The organism is Nocardioides marmorisolisilvae (assembly GCF_003725775.1).
Classification (GTDB): domain Bacteria; phylum Actinomycetota; class Actinomycetes; order Propionibacteriales; family Nocardioidaceae; genus Marmoricola; species Marmoricola marmorisolisilvae.
In genome coordinates this window covers 68,371-85,916 of the sequence record NZ_RJSG01000002.1, presented here as the reverse complement: position 1 = coordinate 85,916, position 17,546 = coordinate 68,371, and the positions used below count along the sequence as shown (strand labels likewise).

At 69.5% G+C, this 17,546-nt stretch carries 21 protein-coding genes; 10 read left to right on the top strand and 11 right to left on the bottom strand.

The genetic code is table 11. The annotated features are described in order from the left end of the window. Nucleotides 1-162 precede the first annotated feature (162 nt). Nucleotides 163-1,035: a TatD family hydrolase gene (locus tag EFL95_RS04180; protein ID WP_123232813.1), complete on the bottom strand. Its 873-nt coding sequence runs from the start codon at nt 1,033-1,035 to the stop codon at nt 163-165. Beyond that, complete coding sequence (gene rsmI / locus EFL95_RS04175; protein WP_123232812.1) at nt 1,032-1,883, bottom strand: 16S rRNA (cytidine(1402)-2'-O)-methyltransferase; 852 nt, start codon at nt 1,881-1,883, stop codon at nt 1,032-1,034. Before rsmI ends, EFL95_RS04180 begins: the two co-directional genes overlap by 4 nt. Nucleotides 1,884-1,932: 49 nt before the next feature. On the opposite strand from rsmI, the gene EFL95_RS04170 reads away from it, so the two are divergent. Both EFL95_RS04170 and EFL95_RS04165 read left to right on the top strand, forming a co-directional pair. Continuing rightward, on the top strand, nt 1,933-3,711 hold the full coding sequence (locus EFL95_RS04170; RefSeq protein WP_246004800.1) for a dolichyl-phosphate-mannose--protein mannosyltransferase: 1,779 nt from the start codon (nt 1,933-1,935) through the stop codon (nt 3,709-3,711). A gap of 7 nt (nt 3,712-3,718) precedes the next feature. Then, nucleotides 3,719-4,093: a hypothetical protein gene (locus EFL95_RS04165; RefSeq protein WP_123232810.1), complete on the top strand. Its 375-nt coding sequence runs from the start codon at nt 3,719-3,721 to the stop codon at nt 4,091-4,093. Here EFL95_RS04165 and EFL95_RS04160 read toward each other — a convergent pair. From EFL95_RS04160 to EFL95_RS04150, 3 genes are all read right to left on the bottom strand, one after another. After that, entirely contained in the window at nt 4,090-4,614 is a 525-nt protein-coding gene (locus EFL95_RS04160) for a ferritin (protein ID WP_123232809.1), read from the bottom strand. The two genes, EFL95_RS04165 and EFL95_RS04160, sit on opposite strands and share 4 nt — an antisense overlap. A gap of 22 nt (nt 4,615-4,636) precedes the next feature. After that, the gene (locus tag EFL95_RS04155; protein ID WP_123232808.1) at nt 4,637-4,903 is read right to left on the bottom strand and encodes a hypothetical protein; all 267 of its coding nucleotides are present in this window, start codon (nt 4,901-4,903) and stop codon (nt 4,637-4,639) included. Between the two features lie 69 nt (nt 4,904-4,972). Further along, nucleotides 4,973-5,479 carry a nitroreductase family deazaflavin-dependent oxidoreductase gene (locus tag EFL95_RS04150; RefSeq protein ID WP_123232807.1) on the bottom strand — a complete coding sequence of 169 codons (507 nt, stop codon included), beginning with the start codon at nt 5,477-5,479 and terminating at the stop codon, nt 4,973-4,975. A 58-nt stretch (nt 5,480-5,537) separates the two neighbouring features. On the opposite strand from EFL95_RS04150, the gene EFL95_RS04145 reads away from it, so the two are divergent. After that, entirely contained in the window at nt 5,538-7,145 is a 1,608-nt protein-coding gene (locus tag EFL95_RS04145; protein ID WP_123232806.1) for an AMP-binding protein, read from the top strand. Here the strand turns inward: EFL95_RS04145 and EFL95_RS04140 are convergent. Beyond that, a complete protein-coding gene (locus EFL95_RS04140) occupies nt 7,142-7,759 on the bottom strand; it encodes a TetR/AcrR family transcriptional regulator (RefSeq protein WP_246004799.1) in 618 nt (205 codons plus the stop codon). The genes EFL95_RS04145 and EFL95_RS04140 overlap by 4 nt on opposite strands. A 129-nt stretch (nt 7,760-7,888) precedes the next feature. Between EFL95_RS04140 and EFL95_RS04135 the strand changes: the two genes are divergently transcribed. Both EFL95_RS04135 and EFL95_RS04130 read left to right on the top strand, forming a co-directional pair. Next, the gene (locus EFL95_RS04135) at nt 7,889-9,124 is read left to right on the top strand and encodes a lipase family protein (RefSeq protein WP_123232804.1); all 1,236 of its coding nucleotides are present in this window, start codon (nt 7,889-7,891) and stop codon (nt 9,122-9,124) included. 58 nt (nt 9,125-9,182) lie between these two features. Further along, entirely contained in the window at nt 9,183-9,440 is a 258-nt protein-coding gene (locus tag EFL95_RS04130) for a DUF3263 domain-containing protein (RefSeq protein ID WP_123232803.1), read from the top strand. On the opposite strand, the gene EFL95_RS04125 is transcribed toward EFL95_RS04130, so the two are convergent. Genes EFL95_RS04125 through EFL95_RS04115 form a run of 3 tightly spaced genes read right to left on the bottom strand, consistent with a single transcriptional unit; the run spans nt 9,437 to nt 11,920 of the window. Further along, nucleotides 9,437-10,084, bottom strand: coding sequence for a hypothetical protein (locus EFL95_RS04125; RefSeq protein WP_123232802.1), 648 nt, complete (start codon nt 10,082-10,084; stop codon nt 9,437-9,439). The genes EFL95_RS04130 and EFL95_RS04125 overlap by 4 nt on opposite strands. Before the next feature lie 41 nt (nt 10,085-10,125). Continuing rightward, entirely contained in the window at nt 10,126-11,307 is a 1,182-nt protein-coding gene (locus tag EFL95_RS04120; protein ID WP_123232801.1) for a sulfotransferase family protein, read from the bottom strand. Nucleotides 11,308-11,317: 10 nt separating this feature from the next. Next, complete coding sequence (locus EFL95_RS04115; protein WP_123232800.1) at nt 11,318-11,920, bottom strand: TetR family transcriptional regulator; 603 nt, start codon at nt 11,918-11,920, stop codon at nt 11,318-11,320. A gap of 81 nt (nt 11,921-12,001) precedes the next feature. Here EFL95_RS04115 and EFL95_RS04110 point away from each other — a divergent pair, with 81 nt between their 5' ends. Further along, nucleotides 12,002-13,030, top strand: a complete 1,029-nt coding sequence (locus EFL95_RS04110) for a quinone oxidoreductase family protein (protein WP_123232799.1) — start codon at nt 12,002-12,004, stop codon at nt 13,028-13,030. Here the strand turns inward: EFL95_RS04110 and EFL95_RS04105 are convergent. Next, nucleotides 13,027-13,518, bottom strand: coding sequence for a hypothetical protein (locus EFL95_RS04105; RefSeq protein ID WP_123232798.1), 492 nt, complete (start codon nt 13,516-13,518; stop codon nt 13,027-13,029). The two genes, EFL95_RS04110 and EFL95_RS04105, sit on opposite strands and share 4 nt — an antisense overlap. Before the next feature lie 60 nt (nt 13,519-13,578). Beyond that, nucleotides 13,579-14,361 carry an enoyl-CoA hydratase/isomerase family protein gene (locus EFL95_RS04100; RefSeq protein WP_123232797.1) on the bottom strand — a complete coding sequence of 261 codons (783 nt, stop codon included), beginning with the start codon at nt 14,359-14,361 and terminating at the stop codon, nt 13,579-13,581. A 142-nt stretch (nt 14,362-14,503) separates the two neighbouring features. Between EFL95_RS04100 and EFL95_RS04095 the strand changes: the two genes are divergently transcribed. The 4 genes from EFL95_RS04095 (at nt 14,504) to EFL95_RS04080 (ending at nt 17,541) form a co-directional block, all read left to right on the top strand. Next, on the top strand, nt 14,504-15,271 hold the full coding sequence (locus EFL95_RS04095) for a hypothetical protein (RefSeq protein ID WP_123232796.1): 768 nt from the start codon (nt 14,504-14,506) through the stop codon (nt 15,269-15,271). A 103-nt stretch (nt 15,272-15,374) separates the two neighbouring features. After that, nucleotides 15,375-15,908 carry a hypothetical protein gene (locus EFL95_RS04090; RefSeq protein ID WP_123232795.1) on the top strand — a complete coding sequence of 178 codons (534 nt, stop codon included), beginning with the start codon at nt 15,375-15,377 and terminating at the stop codon, nt 15,906-15,908. Between the two features lie 46 nt (nt 15,909-15,954). Further along, nucleotides 15,955-16,416, top strand: coding sequence for an acyl-CoA thioesterase (locus EFL95_RS04085; RefSeq protein WP_183407019.1), 462 nt, complete (start codon nt 15,955-15,957; stop codon nt 16,414-16,416). A 165-nt stretch (nt 16,417-16,581) separates the two neighbouring features. Beyond that, nucleotides 16,582-17,541, top strand: coding sequence for a DUF5995 family protein (locus EFL95_RS04080; protein WP_123232793.1), 960 nt, complete (start codon nt 16,582-16,584; stop codon nt 17,539-17,541). Nucleotides 17,542-17,546: the final 5 nt, after the last annotated feature.

The following is a 17,546-nucleotide window of genomic DNA, read 5'->3' as shown; positions in this document are numbered from 1 at the left end:
AACCCTGCCATTGCTAACAGCCTGTTAGCAAACTGCAAGCAGCCGTTTACGCGGGAGCAGGTGGGTCAGGTCACGTATTTGCGCCCGATTTAGGTTGCTTTGTGACATCGCACACATTCCGGAATCTTGACGTCAAGCAAGCGGCTCAGCGCCTCACTAACCTCAGGCGCCCCAGGTGCCGCCGAACGCGGTCTCGGTGTTGGCGTCGATGGCCCGGCAGAGCTCGGCCAGGTCGGCGCCGCGCACCGCGGCCATCGCGCGGACGGTCAGCGGCACCAGGTAGGAGGCGTTCGGGCGACCGCGGTGGGGTTCGGGGGTCAGGTACGGCGCATCGGTCTCGACCAGGATCCGGTCCGCCGGTGCCGCCAGCAGCGCGTCGCGCAACGGCTGGGCGTTCTTGAACGTGACGGTCCCGGCGAAGGAGAGGTACGCCCCCCGCTCCAGGCAGGCCGCCGCGAACTCCGCGTCACCGGAGAAGCAGTGCATCACCCACCGGTTCGGGGCGCCGGTCTCGTCGATCAGCCGGAGGACGTCGGCGTGCGCGTCGCGGTCGTGGATCACCAGGGTCTTGTCGAGGTCCTGGGCCAGCTCGATGTGCCGACGGAAGGACCGCTCCTGGGCCTCGCGGCCCTCCGGCCCGGTGCGGAAGGTGTCGAGACCGGTCTCCCCCACGGCCCGCACCCGCGGGTCGGTGGCCAGGTCCGCGATCTCGGCGAGTGCCTCGTCGAGCCTGCCCGCGGCGTCCAGGCGCGGCGCCTCGTTCGGGTGCAGCGCGACCCCGGCCACGATCGCGTCGAACTCGTTCGCCGTCTCCCGCGCCCAACGGGCACCCGGCAGGTCACAGCCGATCTGCACGATCCGCGGTACGCCGACCGCGGCCGAGCGGGCCAGCGCCTGGGCGACCGGAACCGGCTCGTCGGGTGCGGCGTACGGGGCGATGTCGAGGTGGCAGTGGTTGTCGACCACCGGGTGCGGCAGCGGCTCGGGGTCGACCGGCCGCTCGCCGTTGCGCCCGCCAGTTCGGGTGGCGCTCATGACTTGTGCACCAGGTCGTACACGTCCCGCTTCGGTACGCCGGCCCGCTTGGCGACCTCGGCGATGGCGTCCTTGCGGGTCGCTCCGCCGGCCTCGGCGGCGGCCACCAGCGCGACCAGCGTCGCCGGGTCGTCGACCGGTCCGGCTTCGGGTGCCCCCTGGACGACCAGGGTGACCTCGCCGCGGACGCCGTCCTTCGCCCACGCGGCCAGCGCACCGAGCCCGTCGCGGACGACCTCCTCGTGGGTCTTGGTCAGCTCGCGGCAGACCGCGGCCGGCCGGTCGGCACCGAACGCGGTCGCCATCGCCTCCAGGGTCGCCTCGGTCCGGTGCGGCGCCTCGAAGAACACCATCGTGCGCTGCTCGTCGGCCAGCGATGCCAGGCGTCGTGACCGCTCACCGGCCTTGCGCGGCAGGAAGCCCTCGAAGCAGAACCGGTCGACCGGCAGGCCGCTGACGGCGAGCGCGGTCAGCACGGCGGACGGCCCGGGGACCGAGGTCACCTCGACCCCGGCCTCCAGCGCCGCGGCCACCAGCCGGTAGCCGGGGTCCGAGACGCTCGGCATCCCGGCGTCGGTGACCAGGACGACCCGGCTGCCGCTGGTGAGCAGCTCGAGCAGCTGCGGCGTACGGCCCTGCTCGTTGCCCTCGAAGTACGAGATGACCCGGGCCCCGACCTCGATGCCCAGGTCGCTGGTCAGCCGGCGCAGGCGGCGGGTGTCCTCAGCGGCGATGACGTCGGCGCCGACCAGCTCGGTGGCCAGTCGCGGGGGTGCGTCCTCGACCCGCCCGATCGGGGTCCCGGCCAGCACCAGCACGCCCCTCCCCGCAGACGCCGACGCACTCATGGGGACGATCATGTCAGCCGGTGCCACCGCACCTCGTAGTCTGGCCCCCGTGGATCACCCCGACCGGCGCGACGTGGCGACGCTGTCCCGCACCGCACGCGGCGAGGCCGTCCCGACCGCGACCGAGCGCGCGCAGCCGCGAGCGTGGGACCCGGACAAGGTCATCAGCTGGGCGGCGACCACCTTCGTCGCGCTGATCGCGACGTTCATGCGGATCTACAAGAACGACGAGCACGGCAGCGGCAAGTTCCTCTTCGACGAGACGTACTACGCCAAGGACGCCTGGTCGCTGGTGCACCACGGCTACGTCACCAACTACGTCGACGACGCCAACCAGAAGATCCTCGACGGCAACATGCACGGGATCTTCACCAACGACCCCTCGATGGTGGTGCACCCCGAGGTCGGCAAGTACCTGATCGGCCTGAGCGAGCTGATCTTCGGGATGACCCCGCACGGCTGGCGGATGGCCTCGGCGATCGTCGGCGGCCTGATGGTCTTCGTGATGATCCGGTTGGCGCGGCGGGTCACCGGCTCCACCATGCTCGGCCTGGTCGCCGGCATCCTGATGACCTTCGACGGCCTGCAGTTCGTGCTGTCCCGGCTGGCTCTGCTGGACATCTTCGAGGCCTTCTTCGTGCTCTGCGCGATCAGCTGCATGGTCGCGGACCGGGACTGGTTCCGAGAACGGCTGGCCGAGCGGATCGACGTCGCGGCCGTCGACAAGTACGAGAAGGCACGGCGCTCGGGGACCGTCGAGGAGAAGACGACCGGCAACCACCACGCCCTCTTCGCGCTGCTGAACCTGGTCCTGCCGCGGTCGCTCGCACACCACGCCTACGACGTCCAAGGGCCGTGGGGGCCGCGGATCTTCTGGCGCCCATGGCTGCTCGCCGCGGGCATCTTCTGGGGCCTGGCCTGTGGCACCAAGTGGGGCGCGATCTACCCGCTGGCCGCGTTCGGCATCCTCTACTGGCTGTGGAGCGCGGGAGGTCGCCGCTCCTTCGGCATCCGCTGGTCGGTGCTCAAGTCGGCGATCACCGACGCCATGCCCGGCCTCGCCTACCTGGTCCTGCTGCCGTTCGTGATCTACCTGGCGACGTGGACCGGCTGGCTCATCCACCACGGCACCTACGAGGAGCACCTGTCCAACACCCAGTACGCGCCGTACTGGGGCTCCTACATCCAGACGAAGTCCCCGGGCTTCCTCTCTGAGGCCGTCCGGTCGCTGCGCGACCTGTGGCACTACCACCAGGCCGTCTGGAACTTCCACACCCACGGGCTCAACGACGCGACGCACCCGTACCAGTCGAACCCCGAGGGCTGGCCGGTCATCAACAAGCCGGTCGGGGTCGATGCCCAGCTCAACATCCAGCCGGGGCACCAAGGCTGCGACGCTGCGCCCGGCGCCACGTGCCTGCGTCAGGTGATCCTGCTGGGTACGCCGGTCCTGTGGTGGTTCAGCGCAGCGGCGTTGGTCTGGTCCATCGTTGTTTGGATCGGGCGGCGCGACTGGAGGTACGGGATCGTCGTCGCCGGCGTGCTCGCCAGCTGGCTGCCGTGGTTCAAGTACGACCAGCGCCCGATCTTCAGCTACTACTCGATCGTGTTCGAGCCTTTCCTGATACTCGGGGCGGTGATGCTGCTCGGCGAGATCCTCGGCCGGGCGGATGCGAGCAAGCGACGACGGATGATCGGTGCCTTCGTCGGCGGCACCGTGGTGGTCGCGGTGATCGCCAACTTCGCCTGGTTCTTCCCCGTCTACACCGACGGCCTGCTCACCAACGCCGAGTGGGTCCAGCGCATCTGGTTCAAGAAGTGGATCTGAGGTAGCCGTGCCCTCGAAGCCCACGTTCGACGACGCCCGACCCGACCCGCGGCTCGACCACGTCCGCGGTCGGGCGGCCGAGCTCCTCGCCGACGGCGAGGTGGCCGGTCACCTGCTGGTGGAGACCGAGTACGGCGCGAACCGGATCGGCGGCCGGCTGTGGTGGCAGCGCTGGGCCACCCCGCACGAGTTCGCCATCGTGCTCACCGACTTCGGGAACGACCACGCGCACAGCGCCTGGGTGCAGCCGGAGGACTTCGACGTGTTCGACCAGTGGGAGACCGACGGGTTCGACGAGCACGGCACCCGGTTCACCGTCCGCTGGCTCGACGAGGAAGCCTCAGCGCGCGTGCACACCGAGGTCTTCGGCCACCACCACTAGACGCCGGCGACCGGCGGGGCGGTCGGGTCGGCGCCCTCGCCGCCCTGCTCGCGGCGCATGTACTCCTCGATCGCGTTCACGTCGTCCTTGGCGCGGGTCACCACGGCGAGCAGGTCGTTCATGGTCGCGACCTCCTCGACCTGCTCCTTGATGAACCACTGCATGAACTGCTCGGCGGCGAAGTCGTTCTCCTCGCGCGCGGTACGGGTCAGGGCGAAGATCTGCTCGGAGACCCGCTTCTCCTGGGCCAGGGCCAGGTCGACCGGAGCGATGATGTTCTCGAAGGCGGTGGTCGGCGCCTCGACGCCGGGGATCTTGACCTCGCAGTCGGTGTCCAGCAGGAACTGCACCATCATCATGGCGTGGTCGCGCTCCTCGAGCGCCTGGCCGTAGAAGAAGGCTGCCATCTGCGGCATCGTCAGCGCGTCGTAGTGGATGGCGCACGCGACGTACTGCTGGTGGGCGGCGAACTCGTTGCCGATCTGCTCGTTGAGCTGGGCTGCGAAGCGAGGTGCGGTCAACGTCGGGTCCTCCCGGTTCGGGTCAGGCAGCCTTCTTGCCCGACTTCTTCTGCTTGCGCATCACGGCGACGAGCTCGGCCTTCTTGACCTTGCCGGACTTCACGCCCGACTTCTTGGCCGCCTTCTTGCTCAGCGGCTTCCCGCAGGCGTCGACGCGGACCAGCTCACGCTTGTGCACACCGTATCCGGTGGGGAGGGTGCCCTCCTTGAGCATGCGGATGGGGCAACGGTCGCAACGCGACTTCGACACGCAGCACTCCGTCTTCGGAAGCTTGATGGCCTTGCCCATGCGAGGACGGTAACACCAACCAAGGCATGCCTTACCTAAGGTGTGCCCTGGCTCACATGGTGAGCGCACTCACTCCGACGGGGTCAGCCGGAAGACCCGGATGTGGCGGTCGGTGCGGCCGCGGTACGAGGCGTAGGCGGCGGTCACCTCAACCATCAACTGGTACGCCGCCTCGGCCTCGTCCCCGGTCAACAGCTCAGCGGTGACGGGGATCCGCTGCCCACGTACGACGATCGTGCCGGCCGCGCTGGCCATCAGATTGCCGGTCCAGGCAGGGTGGTGCGCCTGCCCGAAATTCGAGCCGACCACGATGGCTGCGCCGCCGTCGCGGGCGAAGAGCAACGGGCTGACCCGGACCTGTCCGCTCTTCCTGCCCACGGTCTCCAGCAGCAACAGCGGCGCCCCGACCGGGCCGAGCGCAGTGTGCCGTCCGTTCGACCGGATGAGCAGCTTCCGGTCCAGGGGCATCATCGTCCGGATCGACCAGGATCCGAGCCGCGTAGCGGCGAATCGCTGCAGCCCCTTCGAGAACGCGGAGTCCCGCGATCCCCAGATCTCGTCAGGAATCTCGACCATGGGGGCAGTCAAGTGGAAGACTGCCGCAGGCTCAATCCCCGCGACAGCAAGGAAGCAGATGCCCCCCTCCGCGATCTCCCGTATCGGTCTCGAGGCCCGCGCCCTCACCGTCCTCGCCCGCGCCGGCGCGGTCGGCGTCTCGTCGCCCGCGAAGACGCTGGACATTCTGCGCACGCTGACCGGTTTCGGGCCGTACGGAGCTGCCGTCCACCTGGCCGCGGTCCGGCACCCCGACAACCCCGCGGTCACCGACCCGCGCGGAACCATCAGCTACCAGGAGATGGACGAGCAGATCAACCGGCTCGCCAACGCGTTCCTCGCCCAGGGCCTCAAGCCCGGCGACGGCGTCGCGATCCTGTGCAAGAACCACCGCGCCCCGCTGATCGCCGGCTTCGCGGCCTCGCGGGCCGGCCTGCGCAGCCTGTGGCTGAACACCTCCTTCGCTCCGCGCCAGGCGACCGAGGTCTGCGAGCGCGAGGGCGTCGACGTCCTGATCTACGACGAGGACTTCGCCGAGATCGTGGCCGGGGTGAACCCGGCTCAGGGCAAGTACGCCGTCAGCGTCGCGGGCCCGGGTCCGGACGCGCTGGACGAGCTGATCGCCTCGGGTTCGCCGGTGATGCCGAAGCCGCCGGAGAAGCCCGGCCGCATCGTCCTGCTCACCAGCGGCACCACCGGTACGCCGAAGGGCGCGCCGCGCCCGGACCCGAAGGGCTTCGCGCTGCCGGCGGCGGTGCTCGAGCGGATGCCGATGCGCGCCAGCGAGACGACGGTGATGGGCCCGCCGATCTTCCACGGCACCGGGATGCTGATCGCGATGATCACGATCTCGCTGGGCTCGCGGCTCGTGCTGCGCCCGAAGTTCGACGCCGAGCAGATGCTCGCCGACATCCAGGACACCAAGGCCTCCACGATCTGCGTGGTGCCGGTGATGCTGCAGCGGATGCTCGAGCTCGGGGACGAGAAGGTCGGCTCCTACGACCTCAGCTCACTCAAGTGCGCGTTCACCGCCGGCGCCCAGCTACCCGCTGCGGTCTCCGAGGCGTTCCAGGACACGATCGGCGACGTCATCTACAACCTGTACGGCTCGACGGAGGTCTCCATCGCGAGCCTGGCCACCCCGCACGACGTCCGACACGCACCGAAGTCCGTCGGCCGCCCGGCGCTCGGGGTCACGATCCGGATCTACGGCGACAAGGACCAGATCCTGCCGCAGGGCGAGACCGGCCGGATCTTCGTCGGCACCACCGCGCCGTTCGAGGGCTACACCGGTGGCGGCGGCAAGGCGATCATCGACGGCCTGATGGCCACCGGCGACGTGGGCCACTTCGACGAGCAGGGGCTGCTCTACATCGATGGCCGCGACGACGAGATGATCGTCTCCGGCGGCGAGAACGTCTTCCCGCGCGAGGTCGAGGAGCTGCTGATCACCCTCGACGGCGTCGCCGACGTGGCGGTGCTCGGGGCCGAGGACGCCGACTTCGGCCAGCGGCTGCGGGCGTTCCTGGTGCTCGATCCGGGAGCGACGGTGACCGAGGACCAGGTCAAGGACTTCGTGAAGGAGAACCTGGCCCGCTACAAGGTCCCGCGCGACGTGCTGTTCCTCGAAGAGCTGCCGCGCAACCCCACGGGCAAGATCCTCAAGCGGGAGCTCGCCAACCTCTAGCGAGCGAGCAGGTCGAGCGCGAGCTCGGTCAGCTGCGCCTCCAGGGCGGCGCTGTCCTCGCGGTCCTCGCGCAGCGTCCAGTCGTAGACGATCGCGTTCGCCGCGCCGGTCAGCGCCAGCGTGGCGAACCGGAAGTCGCGGTCGACGAGCTCGCCGCGCTGGACCGCGGCAGCACCCTCGCTGACCACCAGGTCGACGAGCAGCTCGCGGTAGGAGAGCCGACGCTGCTCGATCAGCGGGCTGGCGCCCATGATCTCCACGAAGGCGATCCGGGCGGCGCGGATGTCCTCGACCATCGGGCCGACGTAGGCCAGGAACGCCTTCGGGATCCGCTGCATCATCGGCTCGCCCTCGGTGGCCTCGAGGGAGGCGACGGCGGAGTCGAGCGACTGCTTGGTGATCGAGTCGTAGACGTCGAGGAAGGCGGCTTCCTTGTTCTCGTAGAGCTGGTAGAAGTGCCGGCTCGAGACCTTGGAGGCGGCGCAGAGCTTCTCGACCGAGACGGCCGCGTAGCCCTGGGTGCCGATCAGCTCGCGCCCGGCTGCGAGCAGGCGCGACCTGCGTTCCGCGTCCCGCTCGGACGCTGACAGGCCCGAGTAGGTACGACTGGTCACGGAACTCTCCCCTCCCAGAGATGCCGACATCGTAGGGCTGCCGGGCCCGAGAATTAAATGAAAAGAAGTCTTTTCATATTAGTGAATCCGGGTTAGCCTCGTTCCACCCACCCGACGTCAGGACCTCCGATGAAGCGACTGCTGGCCCTCCTCGCCACCTCCGTGCTCGCCGCCACCGCACTGGTCGCGGGTTCGACCGCGAGCGCCTCCGCCCTGCCGGTGCCGGAGGACGACCCGTTCTACGCGGTCCCCGCCAACATCGCCTCGTACGCCGACGGCGCGGTGATCGCATCGCGGAGGATCACCGCGATCGCCTACCTGCTGCCGATCCCGGCCGACGCCTGGCAGATCCTCTACAAGACCAACGACTCCCACGGCGTACCGACCGCGACCGTCACCACCCTGATGGTGCCGCGCACCGCCTGGAAGGGCGCGGGCACCCGACCGCTGGTCTCCTACCAGACCGCCGAGGACGGGGTCGCCGGCAAGTGCGCCCCCTCCTACGGCTTGCGCGGCGGGCTGATCGGCACCCGCAATGCCTCGGATGCCGAGAGCGGGCTGATGCTCTCGGCGCTGAGCAACGGCTGGGCGGTCGCGGCCCCCGACTACGAGGGCCCGGACTCGCAGTTCCTCGCCGGGAAGATGGAGGGCCAGGCGATCCTCGACGGACTGCGCGCCGCGCTCGCCTTCTCCCCCGCCGGCCTCTCGCCCAGCACCAAGCTCGGGATCTGGGGCTACTCCGGCGGCGCGTTCGCCACCAGCATCGCCAGCCAGCTCCAGGCGAGCTACGCCCCAGAGCTGAACGTCTCCGGAGTCGCGCTGGGCGGCGTGGTCGCGGAGATCCGCAAGACCATCGACGACTTCAGCGGCTCGGCCGTCGGCGGCGCCATCGCGATGGGCGTCAACGGCCCCATGAAGGCCTTCCCGGAGTACAACCTCGGCCAGTACCTGAGCGCATCGGGACGCGCCAAGGTCGCGGCGGCCTCCGGCGACTGCATCGCGGACGCGGTGGCGCGCTACCCGTTCCTCTCGATCAAGCAGATCGAGGCGTTCCCCGGAGCACTGGACGTGCCGGTGGTCGCGAACCTGCTGCACGCCAACAGCCCGCTGGGCATCCCCGGTACGCCGACCGCGCCTGTCTACGACTACCACGCGACCTTCGACGAGCTGGCTCCCGTCGGCCCGGACCGCGAGCTGATGCACCGCTACTGCGACTCCGGCCAGGTCGTCGAGCACGTCGAGCACCTGCTCGCCGAGCACATCAGCGAGACGGTCTCCGGCGCTCCCGGGGCGCTCACCTTCTTCTCCCAGCGGTTCGCCGGGCAGGCACCGAAGAACACCTGCGCGACGATCCCGGCTCCCTGATCGCAGAGTTAACCCACCCGAAACCCGAGGCCGACCGGGGCCATGGCAGGCTCGTCCCGTGGACGACCTGACGGAGCGCCAGCTGGAGATCCTCGAGTTCGAACGCCAGTGGTGGCGGTACGCCGGCGCGAAGGCCGTCGAGATCGAGCGGCAGCTGGAGATGACGCCCGTCGCCTACTACCGGGCGCTCAACGCCGTCATCGACCTGCCAGCCGCGATGGAGCACGACCCCACGCTCGTGCGACGGCTCCAGCGGGCCCGCACCCTGCGCCGCCGACGTCGCTCGGGGCGTGCGTTCCGGATCGCCGAGGCCTAGGTCGGGCCGATCAGCGGCCCGGTGGACGGCACGAAGCAGGAGCCGATCAGCGACCAGGTGCTGCTGATGGCCTTGCCCGAGCTGCTCAACGGCTTGACCCTCAGGTAGCCGTAGTTGCCCCGGGTCACCGCGAGCCGGATCGTCCGCCGGGAGACGACGTGCGTCTGCAGACCGACCTGGAACGTCGGGCTGCTCGCCTGCTGGACGAGGTACTTCGCTGCCCCGGCGTACGGGTTCCAGCGCCAGTCGACCGCAGCGCCGGCCGGAACCGCCGTGCCTTTCGGCTGCGGGACCGCTCCGGCGAGCCCGGGGACGATCTTCGAGCGGCTGGACGTGGCGCCGCCCACGACGGCGCGCACCGCGACGAAGTAGGTGTGGCCCGAGGTCAACCCGGCGTGCTTGAAGATGCGGCTCGTCGTGGTGGTGGAGCTCGCGTGAGCCATGCTCGCGTAGCGCGAGAACGACACCTTGTACGACGTCGCACCTCCGACCGCGCTCCAGGCCCAGGTGACCTGGCTCGCCCCGGCCCCGGAGACCCAGACCCCCGGTGCGGAGATCGCCGTCGCGGCGAGGACCGGCGCCGGCTGCACGAGCACGGCGGCGACGGTCAGGCCGGCGAGAACGGTGACCAGGGTCTTCCGCATGGCCTCACCGTAGCCGCGGTCGCCGCTCGTCGCAGCCCCCGCTAGTCGAGACGTTCGGACTCGACCCCGAAGAACTCCTGGTACTCCCGCGCGCGCTCGCGGAACTCGCCCTCGTCCAGCCCGGTCTCGGCGAACGAGTAGCGCTTGAGGCTGCCGCCCTGGTCACCCGGGTGCTCGGCGAGGAAGGCGCGCATCCGGCCCTCGGCCTCGGCGCTCAGCTCGATGCCGATCTCGTCGTAGATGCGCGCGATCGCACCGACCAGGTCGTGCCGGATGTCCTGGTAGCGCACGTCGACGACCTGGCCGGTCTTGAAGATCCCGTCCTTGCGCGCCTGCAGCGCCCGGTCGAGGCCGACCATGATGTCGTCGCCGTACTGGGCCGCCAGCCGGGTCACCTCGAAGGAGTCGCTGGTCATCTCGCGCAGGCTCGCGCCGAGGGCGCTGATCGAGGCGATCACCTTGAGCGGGTCGCGGTGGTTCTGGATCACGATCGCGTCCGGGTACTCCGCGAGCAGCGCCGGCAGCGACCACAGGTGCGCCGGGGACTTCAGCAGCCAGCGCTCCCCGTGGTGCTCGGACTGGAGGTGCTGGAGGAAGCGCCGGTGCCACGCGTACGCCGGAGCCATGTCCGCCTCGTGCAACAGCCAGCGGTTGTAGTTCGGGACCTCGAACTGGAGCGAGTGCTGCATGGACTTGAAGTCGCTGGTGAAGATCCGCACGTCCTCCTGGGCCAGCTTCGCGCCGAGCTCGTGGAACGCGGCGAAGCCGGGGATGAAGGAGTCGACGAGGTCGAACTGCGCCTGCGCCTCCTCGATCCGCGGGTCGGTGTCGTAGGTCGCGGACTGCGGCGGCGGCACCGGTCGTTCGACCTCCCAGCTCAGCGGCGCGCGGTTGGCCGGGTCCTGGGCCATCAGGTCGAGCAGGATCGTGGTGCCGGTGCGCGGCTGACCCACGATGATGATCGGTCGCTCCACCTTCTGGTCCGCGACGGCCGGGTGCTCCTTGCGCCAGGCCTCGATCCGCAGCCGGGTGGCCAGGTCGCCGACCACCCCGTCCTCGGCGACACCGACCCCGATCTCGTTGAGCTCGGCCGGCCCGGCGAGGTCCTCGAGGAAAAGGTCGAGGCCCTCCTGCCAGCTCGTCGAGGCGAAGTCGTCGCTGCCGGCAGCCTCGATGGCTGCCGCGACGAGGCGGTCGCGTCGCTGTGCGGTGGTCTCGGTCATGAGGACTCCTTCATCGGTCGTCGGGAAGACGCAGGTCGAGCGTCGCGAGGTACTTCTGGGTGAGTGCGGGAAGGTCGCCGGTCCCGCCGTCGTCGAGCCACTCCCCCCACGCGAGACGGGCGGCGGCCATCGTCATCGCGCCGAGCATCCGCGGGCGCGGGTCGCCGTCGCGCAGGTCCGCGAAGCGGGGTGCGACCGCGTCGGCGATCGCGGTCTCCCAGTCGACGTACAGGTGCAGCGTCCAGGCGAACATCGCTGGCGACGAGCGGCTGAGCATCGCCTGCTCGTAGAACATCGCGCGGTGACGGGCGAAGTCGCGCCCGAGCTCGGCGTACGCCGCCCGGACCGCGTCCGCAGGCCCGAGCCGTGGATCGACCTCGCGCAGCACTCCCGCGAGGACGTACGCGCCCGCGCCGGAGAGCCCGTGCGCGACGGCGAGCTCCTTGGAGTCGAAGTAGCGGAAGAACGTGGCCCGACCAACCTCCGCCTCGGCGGCGATCTCGTCCACGGTGGTCGCGGCGATGCCGTGCTCGACGGCCAGGCGCGCGGCGACGTCGGCGATCCGGGCGCGGGTCGCACCCTTCTTCCGTTCACGCACACCCTGGACAGTCATGGTGACGAAGATGATACTTAGTATCACTTTTCTGTCTACAGTTTCGACAGGCTCAGCACCAGCAACCACCAGGGAGAACGAATGCGCGCGCTGCAGGTGAACCGGCACGGGGAACCGCTCGAGGTGCTCTCGGTCAACGACGTCGAGGTTCCCGAGCCAGGACCCGGCGAGGTGCTGATCAAGGTCGCCGCGGCGGCGCTGAACTTCAACGACATCCTGCGCTGCCAGGGCGGCCTGGTCTCGGTACCGAAGGAGCCGCCGTTCACCCTGGGCATGGACGTCTGCGGCACCGTCGAGGCGGCGGGCGACGGTGCCGAGCAGTGGATCGGTCAGCGCGTGGTCGGCGTCTCCAAGGACGCCTTCGGCGGGATCGCGGAGTACACCACCGCTCCGGCGTCCGGCGTCTTCACTGCCCCGGCCTCGCTGGACGACGAGACGGCGGCTGCCTTCCTGCTCCCGTTCCACACCACCTACCTGGCGCTGCACGTGCGGGCGAAGCTGAAGAGCGGCGAGACGCTGCTGGTGCACTCCGGCGCGAGCGGGCTCGGCACCGCGGCGATCCAGCTCGGCGTGGCCGCCGGTTCGCGGGTGATCGCGACCGTCAGCTCGGAGGAGAAGGCCGAGCTGTGCCGCGAGCTCGGCGCTGACCTGGTCATCGACCACACCACCGAGGACTTCGCCGAGGCCGTGCTCCAGGCGACCGACGACGTGGGTGCGGACGTCGTGTGCGACCTGGCCGGCGGCGACTTCGTCGGGAAGTCCTGGACCTGCGTGGCCCGCGAGGGTCGCTACCTGCCGGTGGGCTTCACCGACGACGACCAGAACGGGATGACCGGACGGCCGCTGCGGATGGCGAGCATCGGCAACTTCTCGATCGTCGGCATCCTCGGTGCCTGGGTCGACCAGATCGACCCCGGCATGCGTCGCTTCGGCTTCAATCCGTTCACCCGCGAGGAGGGCGACCGCGTGCACGCCGCGCTGGTCGAGCTCGTCGACACCGGCGCGGTGCGCCCGCACGTCGGCCGGGTCGTCGGCATCGAGGACGCCGCGGCCGCCCTGGCCGACCACCAGCAACGGCGGTCGGTCGGGCGGACCGTCGTCCGGCTCTAGGGCAGCGTCAGCGTCCCGTCGGCCGTGATCTGCGCGGTGCTGGTCAGGATGTCGGCGCCTCCGACGAGCGTGCCCTGACCGGTCGCGCCGGCGTAGCGTCCGGTGCCGTCGGTGACCGTGTAGACGCCGGTGCCGTGGAAGGTGCCGACCCCGTTCGGGCACCCCACGTCCTTGCTGGTCAGCGTCAGCGTTCCGTCGGGGCCGCTGATCTGCACGACGTTGGTGTTGGCCAGTCCGGCCAGGCAGGTCAGGCCCAGCCCGTTGACCGTCGCGACCGCGTGCACGGTCGTCGCGCCCATCTGGTCGGCGGGCCCGGCGAGGTCGAAGACGAACTTGTTCGGCAGCACGACCTTGACGGCGCCGGTCCAGACGGCGTGGAACGAGGTGGTGGTGCTCGCGGAGGCGGGTGCGGCCTGACCGACGAGGCCGGCCCCCACCAGGGAGAGGAAGCCGAGTGCGGTGGTCGCGGTGCGGAGGATGATCTTCATGGGTCCATCACAGCCCGGACGCGCCTCCGGGAGCATGGGGCGTTCTCCCCATCTCCGAGGTCAGTCCGGCAGGTCTGAGACCCGATAGGTCCAGCGCGGCGCCCGCCGCTCACGCCACGCGGCCGGTCCTTCGGCGGCGTCCGGGTGCGCCATCAGCAGTCGGTGGGCGGCGGTCTCCCGCGCCTCGGTTTCGGCCTGAGAAAGGTCGGACCAGAGGATGCGCTTGCTCAGCGCGAGCGATGCGGGGCTGACGTTGAGGGCGACGTCGCGCGCCACCTCGATTGCGACGGGCAGCACCTCCTCGGCCGGCAGAGCCCGGGAGGCGATGCCCCACCCGACGGCTTCAGTCGCGGTGAAGGACCGTCCGGTCAGCATCACCTCGGCCGCGACCGCCGTACCGGCGAGGTGGCGCAGCGTGTAGTGGCTGCCTGCGTCGCCGAGCATCCCGCGCCGCACCTGCGGGACCGCGAGCTTGGCTCCCTCGGCGACGAACCGCAGGTCGCACTGGAGCGCGAGGGTCAGGCCGATCCCGATCGCGTGCCCGTTGATCGCGGCGACCACGAGCTTCGGCACCTCCATCGGCGCAGGCGTCACCGGTGAGGCCGAGAACGCGTCATGCGCGTCGAACGTGCCCGAGCCGGCCGCGAGGTCGGCCCCCGCGCAGAACGCCCGGCCCGCTCCGGTGAGCACCACGACCCGTACGTCGTCATCGGCGGCGACCTCCGCCAGCGCATCCCCCAGCTCGACCGCGGTCGCGCCCGAGAAGAGGTTGAGGTCGTCGCCCCCGTCGAGGGTGAGGACCGCGACGCCGTCCTCGGTGCTCGTGCGCACGGATGTGGCCATGGCTGAGTGTTGCACCCCGGCGCCGGTGGTCTAGAACCCCGGCGCGACCCCTCCACACGGCCGATTCGGTGGTCCTAACCTCGGATCGGGGACGCACGACCGCACCAGTCCGCATTTCCGTCCGTACACGGAGGACCGACCGATGGTTGCTACTGCACTCGGCAAGACATCTCAGAACAACACGATCGCCGGCAGGACGTTCAAGGCGTCCGCGTGGACGGTCGGCCACCTTCAGCAGACCCTGGAGGCGCTCAAGGAGAAACAACCCGACGCGCAGCTGGTCATCTCACAGACCTGCTACAGCCCGGGTTTCAAGAAGTCGGCGGGCACGCACGACTTCGACGGCGCCTTCGACGTCAAGATCCTGAACATGTCCTGGTCGAGCGCTCAACGGTTCCTCCGAAGTCAGGGATGGGCCGCGTGGCACCGCACGCCGCCGGCGTTCAAGGAACACATCCACATGGTCACGATCCCGCCCGGACTGTCCGGACGGCCGAGCGCGGCACAGGTCGGTGCTGCCTACAAGAAGCTCGGTCTCAAGGTTGGTCACTACATCGACGGCGGTCTCACCTCGACGGGCAAGACGTACACCAGCAGCCAGATCAAGGATTACTTCGCGCACGCGGACGGCCTGGCGGGCCCGCACACACCGGACACCGACAAGTCGTGGCACCCGAAGGACATCTCCAAGACCATCTACCAACCGGAGGACGACATGGACAAGAAGGAACTGCTCGAGGTCCTGAACAGCAAGGACGGCCAGGCCGCCATCTCGAACGCCCTGGTCAAGAAGCGCCTCGCCCCCAAGAACGGGCCGAAGAACGGCCGGACGGTCGAGGACAGCATCAACAAGATCTACGACCTCCTGGTGAGCATGGACGCGCGCTTGAAGAAGCTCGAGAAGGGCTGATCCGAGCACGCCGAACGGCCGTCGTCACGACCCCGTTCGACCTATATCTGCGCCCGCTCCCGCTTCCTAGACTTCGGCCACCAACCACTTCCGGGGAGCGACCATGAAGCCAACCACCCGTGCCGTCCTGCCTGCCTACCTGATGGCCGGCGCCGCCCTGTTCTTCGCCGTCGGAGGTCCGGCGTACGCGAGCACCCTCATCACCGGAGCCAACATCAAGGACAGCTCGGTGACCGGCGCCGACATCCAGAACGGCTCGCTGACCGGTTCCGACGTGAAGTCCAGCTCCCTGACCGGGACGCAGGTCAAGGACGGCGGACTGACCGGCAAGGACGTCCACGACGGCTCGATCGGTATGGCCGACCTCTCGCCCGGGACGCAGGCCGCGCTCACCACCTCGGCCTGCCCCGCCGGCCAGGTGCTGCGCTGGACCAGTCTGAACGCGACGAACGGAACCTTCACCAGCGCCGACCACTTCCGGATCGGTCGCTGCTACGGCACCGGTCCCGCGGTCAAGGCCGACGGCATCCTCCAGGACCCCGAGCAGTGCGACGACGGCAACCTGGTCGGCGGCGACGGCTGCGACAGCAACATGAACTGGGAAGGCCCGGAGTCGCTCAACACCAAGCTCCCCTGATCGGGCGGTGCCACGTCCGCGGAGCGGGCCTGACAGGATCGGCGCCGTGACCGGCGAACGATTCGAGTGCGAGATCCAGGCCCGCTTCCGCGACATCAACGTCGGCGGCCACGTCGACAACGTCGAGGCCGTCCGGGTCATCGACGAGGCCCGCATCCAGTTCTTCATGTTCGCTCCCGTCCTCGGCGAGGGGCAGGGCCTCCTCTGCCGCAAGCCCGCCGGCATCACCGACCTGATGGGCGCGCAGCGGGTCGACTACCACTCCGAGATGCGGTTCGTGCCGTACTCGCCCTTCCTGGTCCGGATCTGGGTCTGCCACATCGGTCGCACCTCCTTCATGGTCGCCACCGAGATGCGCACCGCGGCCGACCACCCGCCGGCTCTGGTCGCCGAGTCGACGTTCGTCTTCTGGGACCGCTCGACCGGCGCTGCCTGGCCGATGAACGACGAGGTCCGGGCCGACCTGGAGCGGTTCGCAGGACCCGGCGTCGACCTGCGCAGCCGCTGACCAATCTCTTCTGACCACCCCTCCACCGTTCGGCGTGGCCCGAGCCACCCATAAGGACTAGTGACAAACGTCCTAAATAGGACAAGAGTCCTGTTCTACGCAAACAACGCTCTTGGGAGGGGTGCGATGTACGCGAGGTTCTTGCTACGCCGTGGGCGGATCTGGATGGGGGTCCTGACCGCCGCGGTACTCAGCTCTTTCGTCACCGTGGGCACCACGGCTCCGGCCCACGCCGACCTGCTGCCCTACGTCCCGTGGTCGTCGTACCTGCCGGGATGGACCGACCAGTACGTGCCGAGCAGTGACAACGACTGCGTCGCCGGCCGCCCGAGCTGCCTGAAGGGCACGCTCAAGGAGCAGAGCCGGATCGCCGACGACACCGCGGCCAGCTGCAGCCACAACGCGGTCTTCGCGCGGGCCTACGTCCGCATGACCCAGCTCTACGGCTACACCCGCGACATCCCCGGCTACTACCAGGACGTGCCGTACTTCAACCACGTCGACGCCGTCTTCGCGCGGTACTACACCGACGCGTACTACAACTGGCAGGGCGGGAACCGTACGGCGGTGCCGCAGGCCTGGCTGACCGCGTTCGACGCCGCGAAGAACAAGAAGGTCAGCGGCACCGGTGACCTGCTGCTCGGCATGAACGCGCACATCAACCGCGACCTGCCGTACGTGATGGCAGCGGTCGGACTGGTCGCGCCGGACGGTTCGAGCCGCAAGCCGGACTACGACGCCGTCGAGGCCTGGCTGTACGACGCCACCGCACCGCTGATCGCGGAGTTCGCGCAGCGCTTCGACCCGGCGATGGACGACACCCAGGACCCGTTCGGGATCGGCAACTGGGCGCTGTTCCAGCTGGTCTCCGCCTGGCGCGAGAACGCCTGGCGCAACGCGGAGGCGCTGGTCAACGCACCCACGCCCGCAGCCCGGGCCCTGGTCGCGGCGAACATCGAGAACGAGGCCAATCTCGCGGCCCAGGGAATCCTGACCAGCCAGTCCTACCTGCCTCTGGTGCAGTCTTCCGCGTCACGAGACGCCTACTGCGCCGTCCATAAGTCAGACGCTCCTCCCATGCCCTACGCGTTCGGTAACGCAACGGCCTGGGGGTACGCGTACTGATCAAC

Coding starts and splice junctions, on each gene's coding strand:
- EFL95_RS04180 (WP_123232813.1), bottom strand. CDS start 1,035: ATGAGCGCCACCCGAACTGGCGGGCGCAACGGCGAGCGGCCGGTCGAC.
- rsmI (WP_123232812.1), bottom strand. CDS start 1,883: ATGAGTGCGTCGGCGTCTGCGGGGAGGGGCGTGCTGGTGCTGGCCGGG.
- EFL95_RS04155 (WP_123232808.1), bottom strand. CDS start 4,903: ATGGGCAAGGCCATCAAGCTTCCGAAGACGGAGTGCTGCGTGTCGAAG.
- EFL95_RS04150 (WP_123232807.1), bottom strand. CDS start 5,479: ATGGTCGAGATTCCTGACGAGATCTGGGGATCGCGGGACTCCGCGTTC.
- EFL95_RS04145 (WP_123232806.1), top strand. CDS start 5,538: ATGCCCCCCTCCGCGATCTCCCGTATCGGTCTCGAGGCCCGCGCCCTC.
- EFL95_RS04135 (WP_123232804.1), top strand. CDS start 7,889: ATGAAGCGACTGCTGGCCCTCCTCGCCACCTCCGTGCTCGCCGCCACC.
- EFL95_RS04125 (WP_123232802.1), bottom strand. CDS start 10,084: ATGCGGAAGACCCTGGTCACCGTTCTCGCCGGCCTGACCGTCGCCGCC.
- EFL95_RS04120 (WP_123232801.1), bottom strand. CDS start 11,307: ATGACCGAGACCACCGCACAGCGACGCGACCGCCTCGTCGCGGCAGCC.
- EFL95_RS04115 (WP_123232800.1), bottom strand. CDS start 11,920: ATGACTGTCCAGGGTGTGCGTGAACGGAAGAAGGGTGCGACCCGCGCC.
- EFL95_RS04110 (WP_123232799.1), top strand. CDS start 12,002: ATGCGCGCGCTGCAGGTGAACCGGCACGGGGAACCGCTCGAGGTGCTC.
- EFL95_RS04105 (WP_123232798.1), bottom strand. CDS start 13,518: ATGAAGATCATCCTCCGCACCGCGACCACCGCACTCGGCTTCCTCTCC.
- EFL95_RS04100 (WP_123232797.1), bottom strand. CDS start 14,361: ATGGCCACATCCGTGCGCACGAGCACCGAGGACGGCGTCGCGGTCCTC.
- EFL95_RS04095 (WP_123232796.1), top strand. CDS start 14,504: ATGGTTGCTACTGCACTCGGCAAGACATCTCAGAACAACACGATCGCC.
- EFL95_RS04090 (WP_123232795.1), top strand. CDS start 15,375: ATGAAGCCAACCACCCGTGCCGTCCTGCCTGCCTACCTGATGGCCGGC.
- EFL95_RS04080 (WP_123232793.1), top strand. CDS start 16,582: ATGGGGGTCCTGACCGCCGCGGTACTCAGCTCTTTCGTCACCGTGGGC.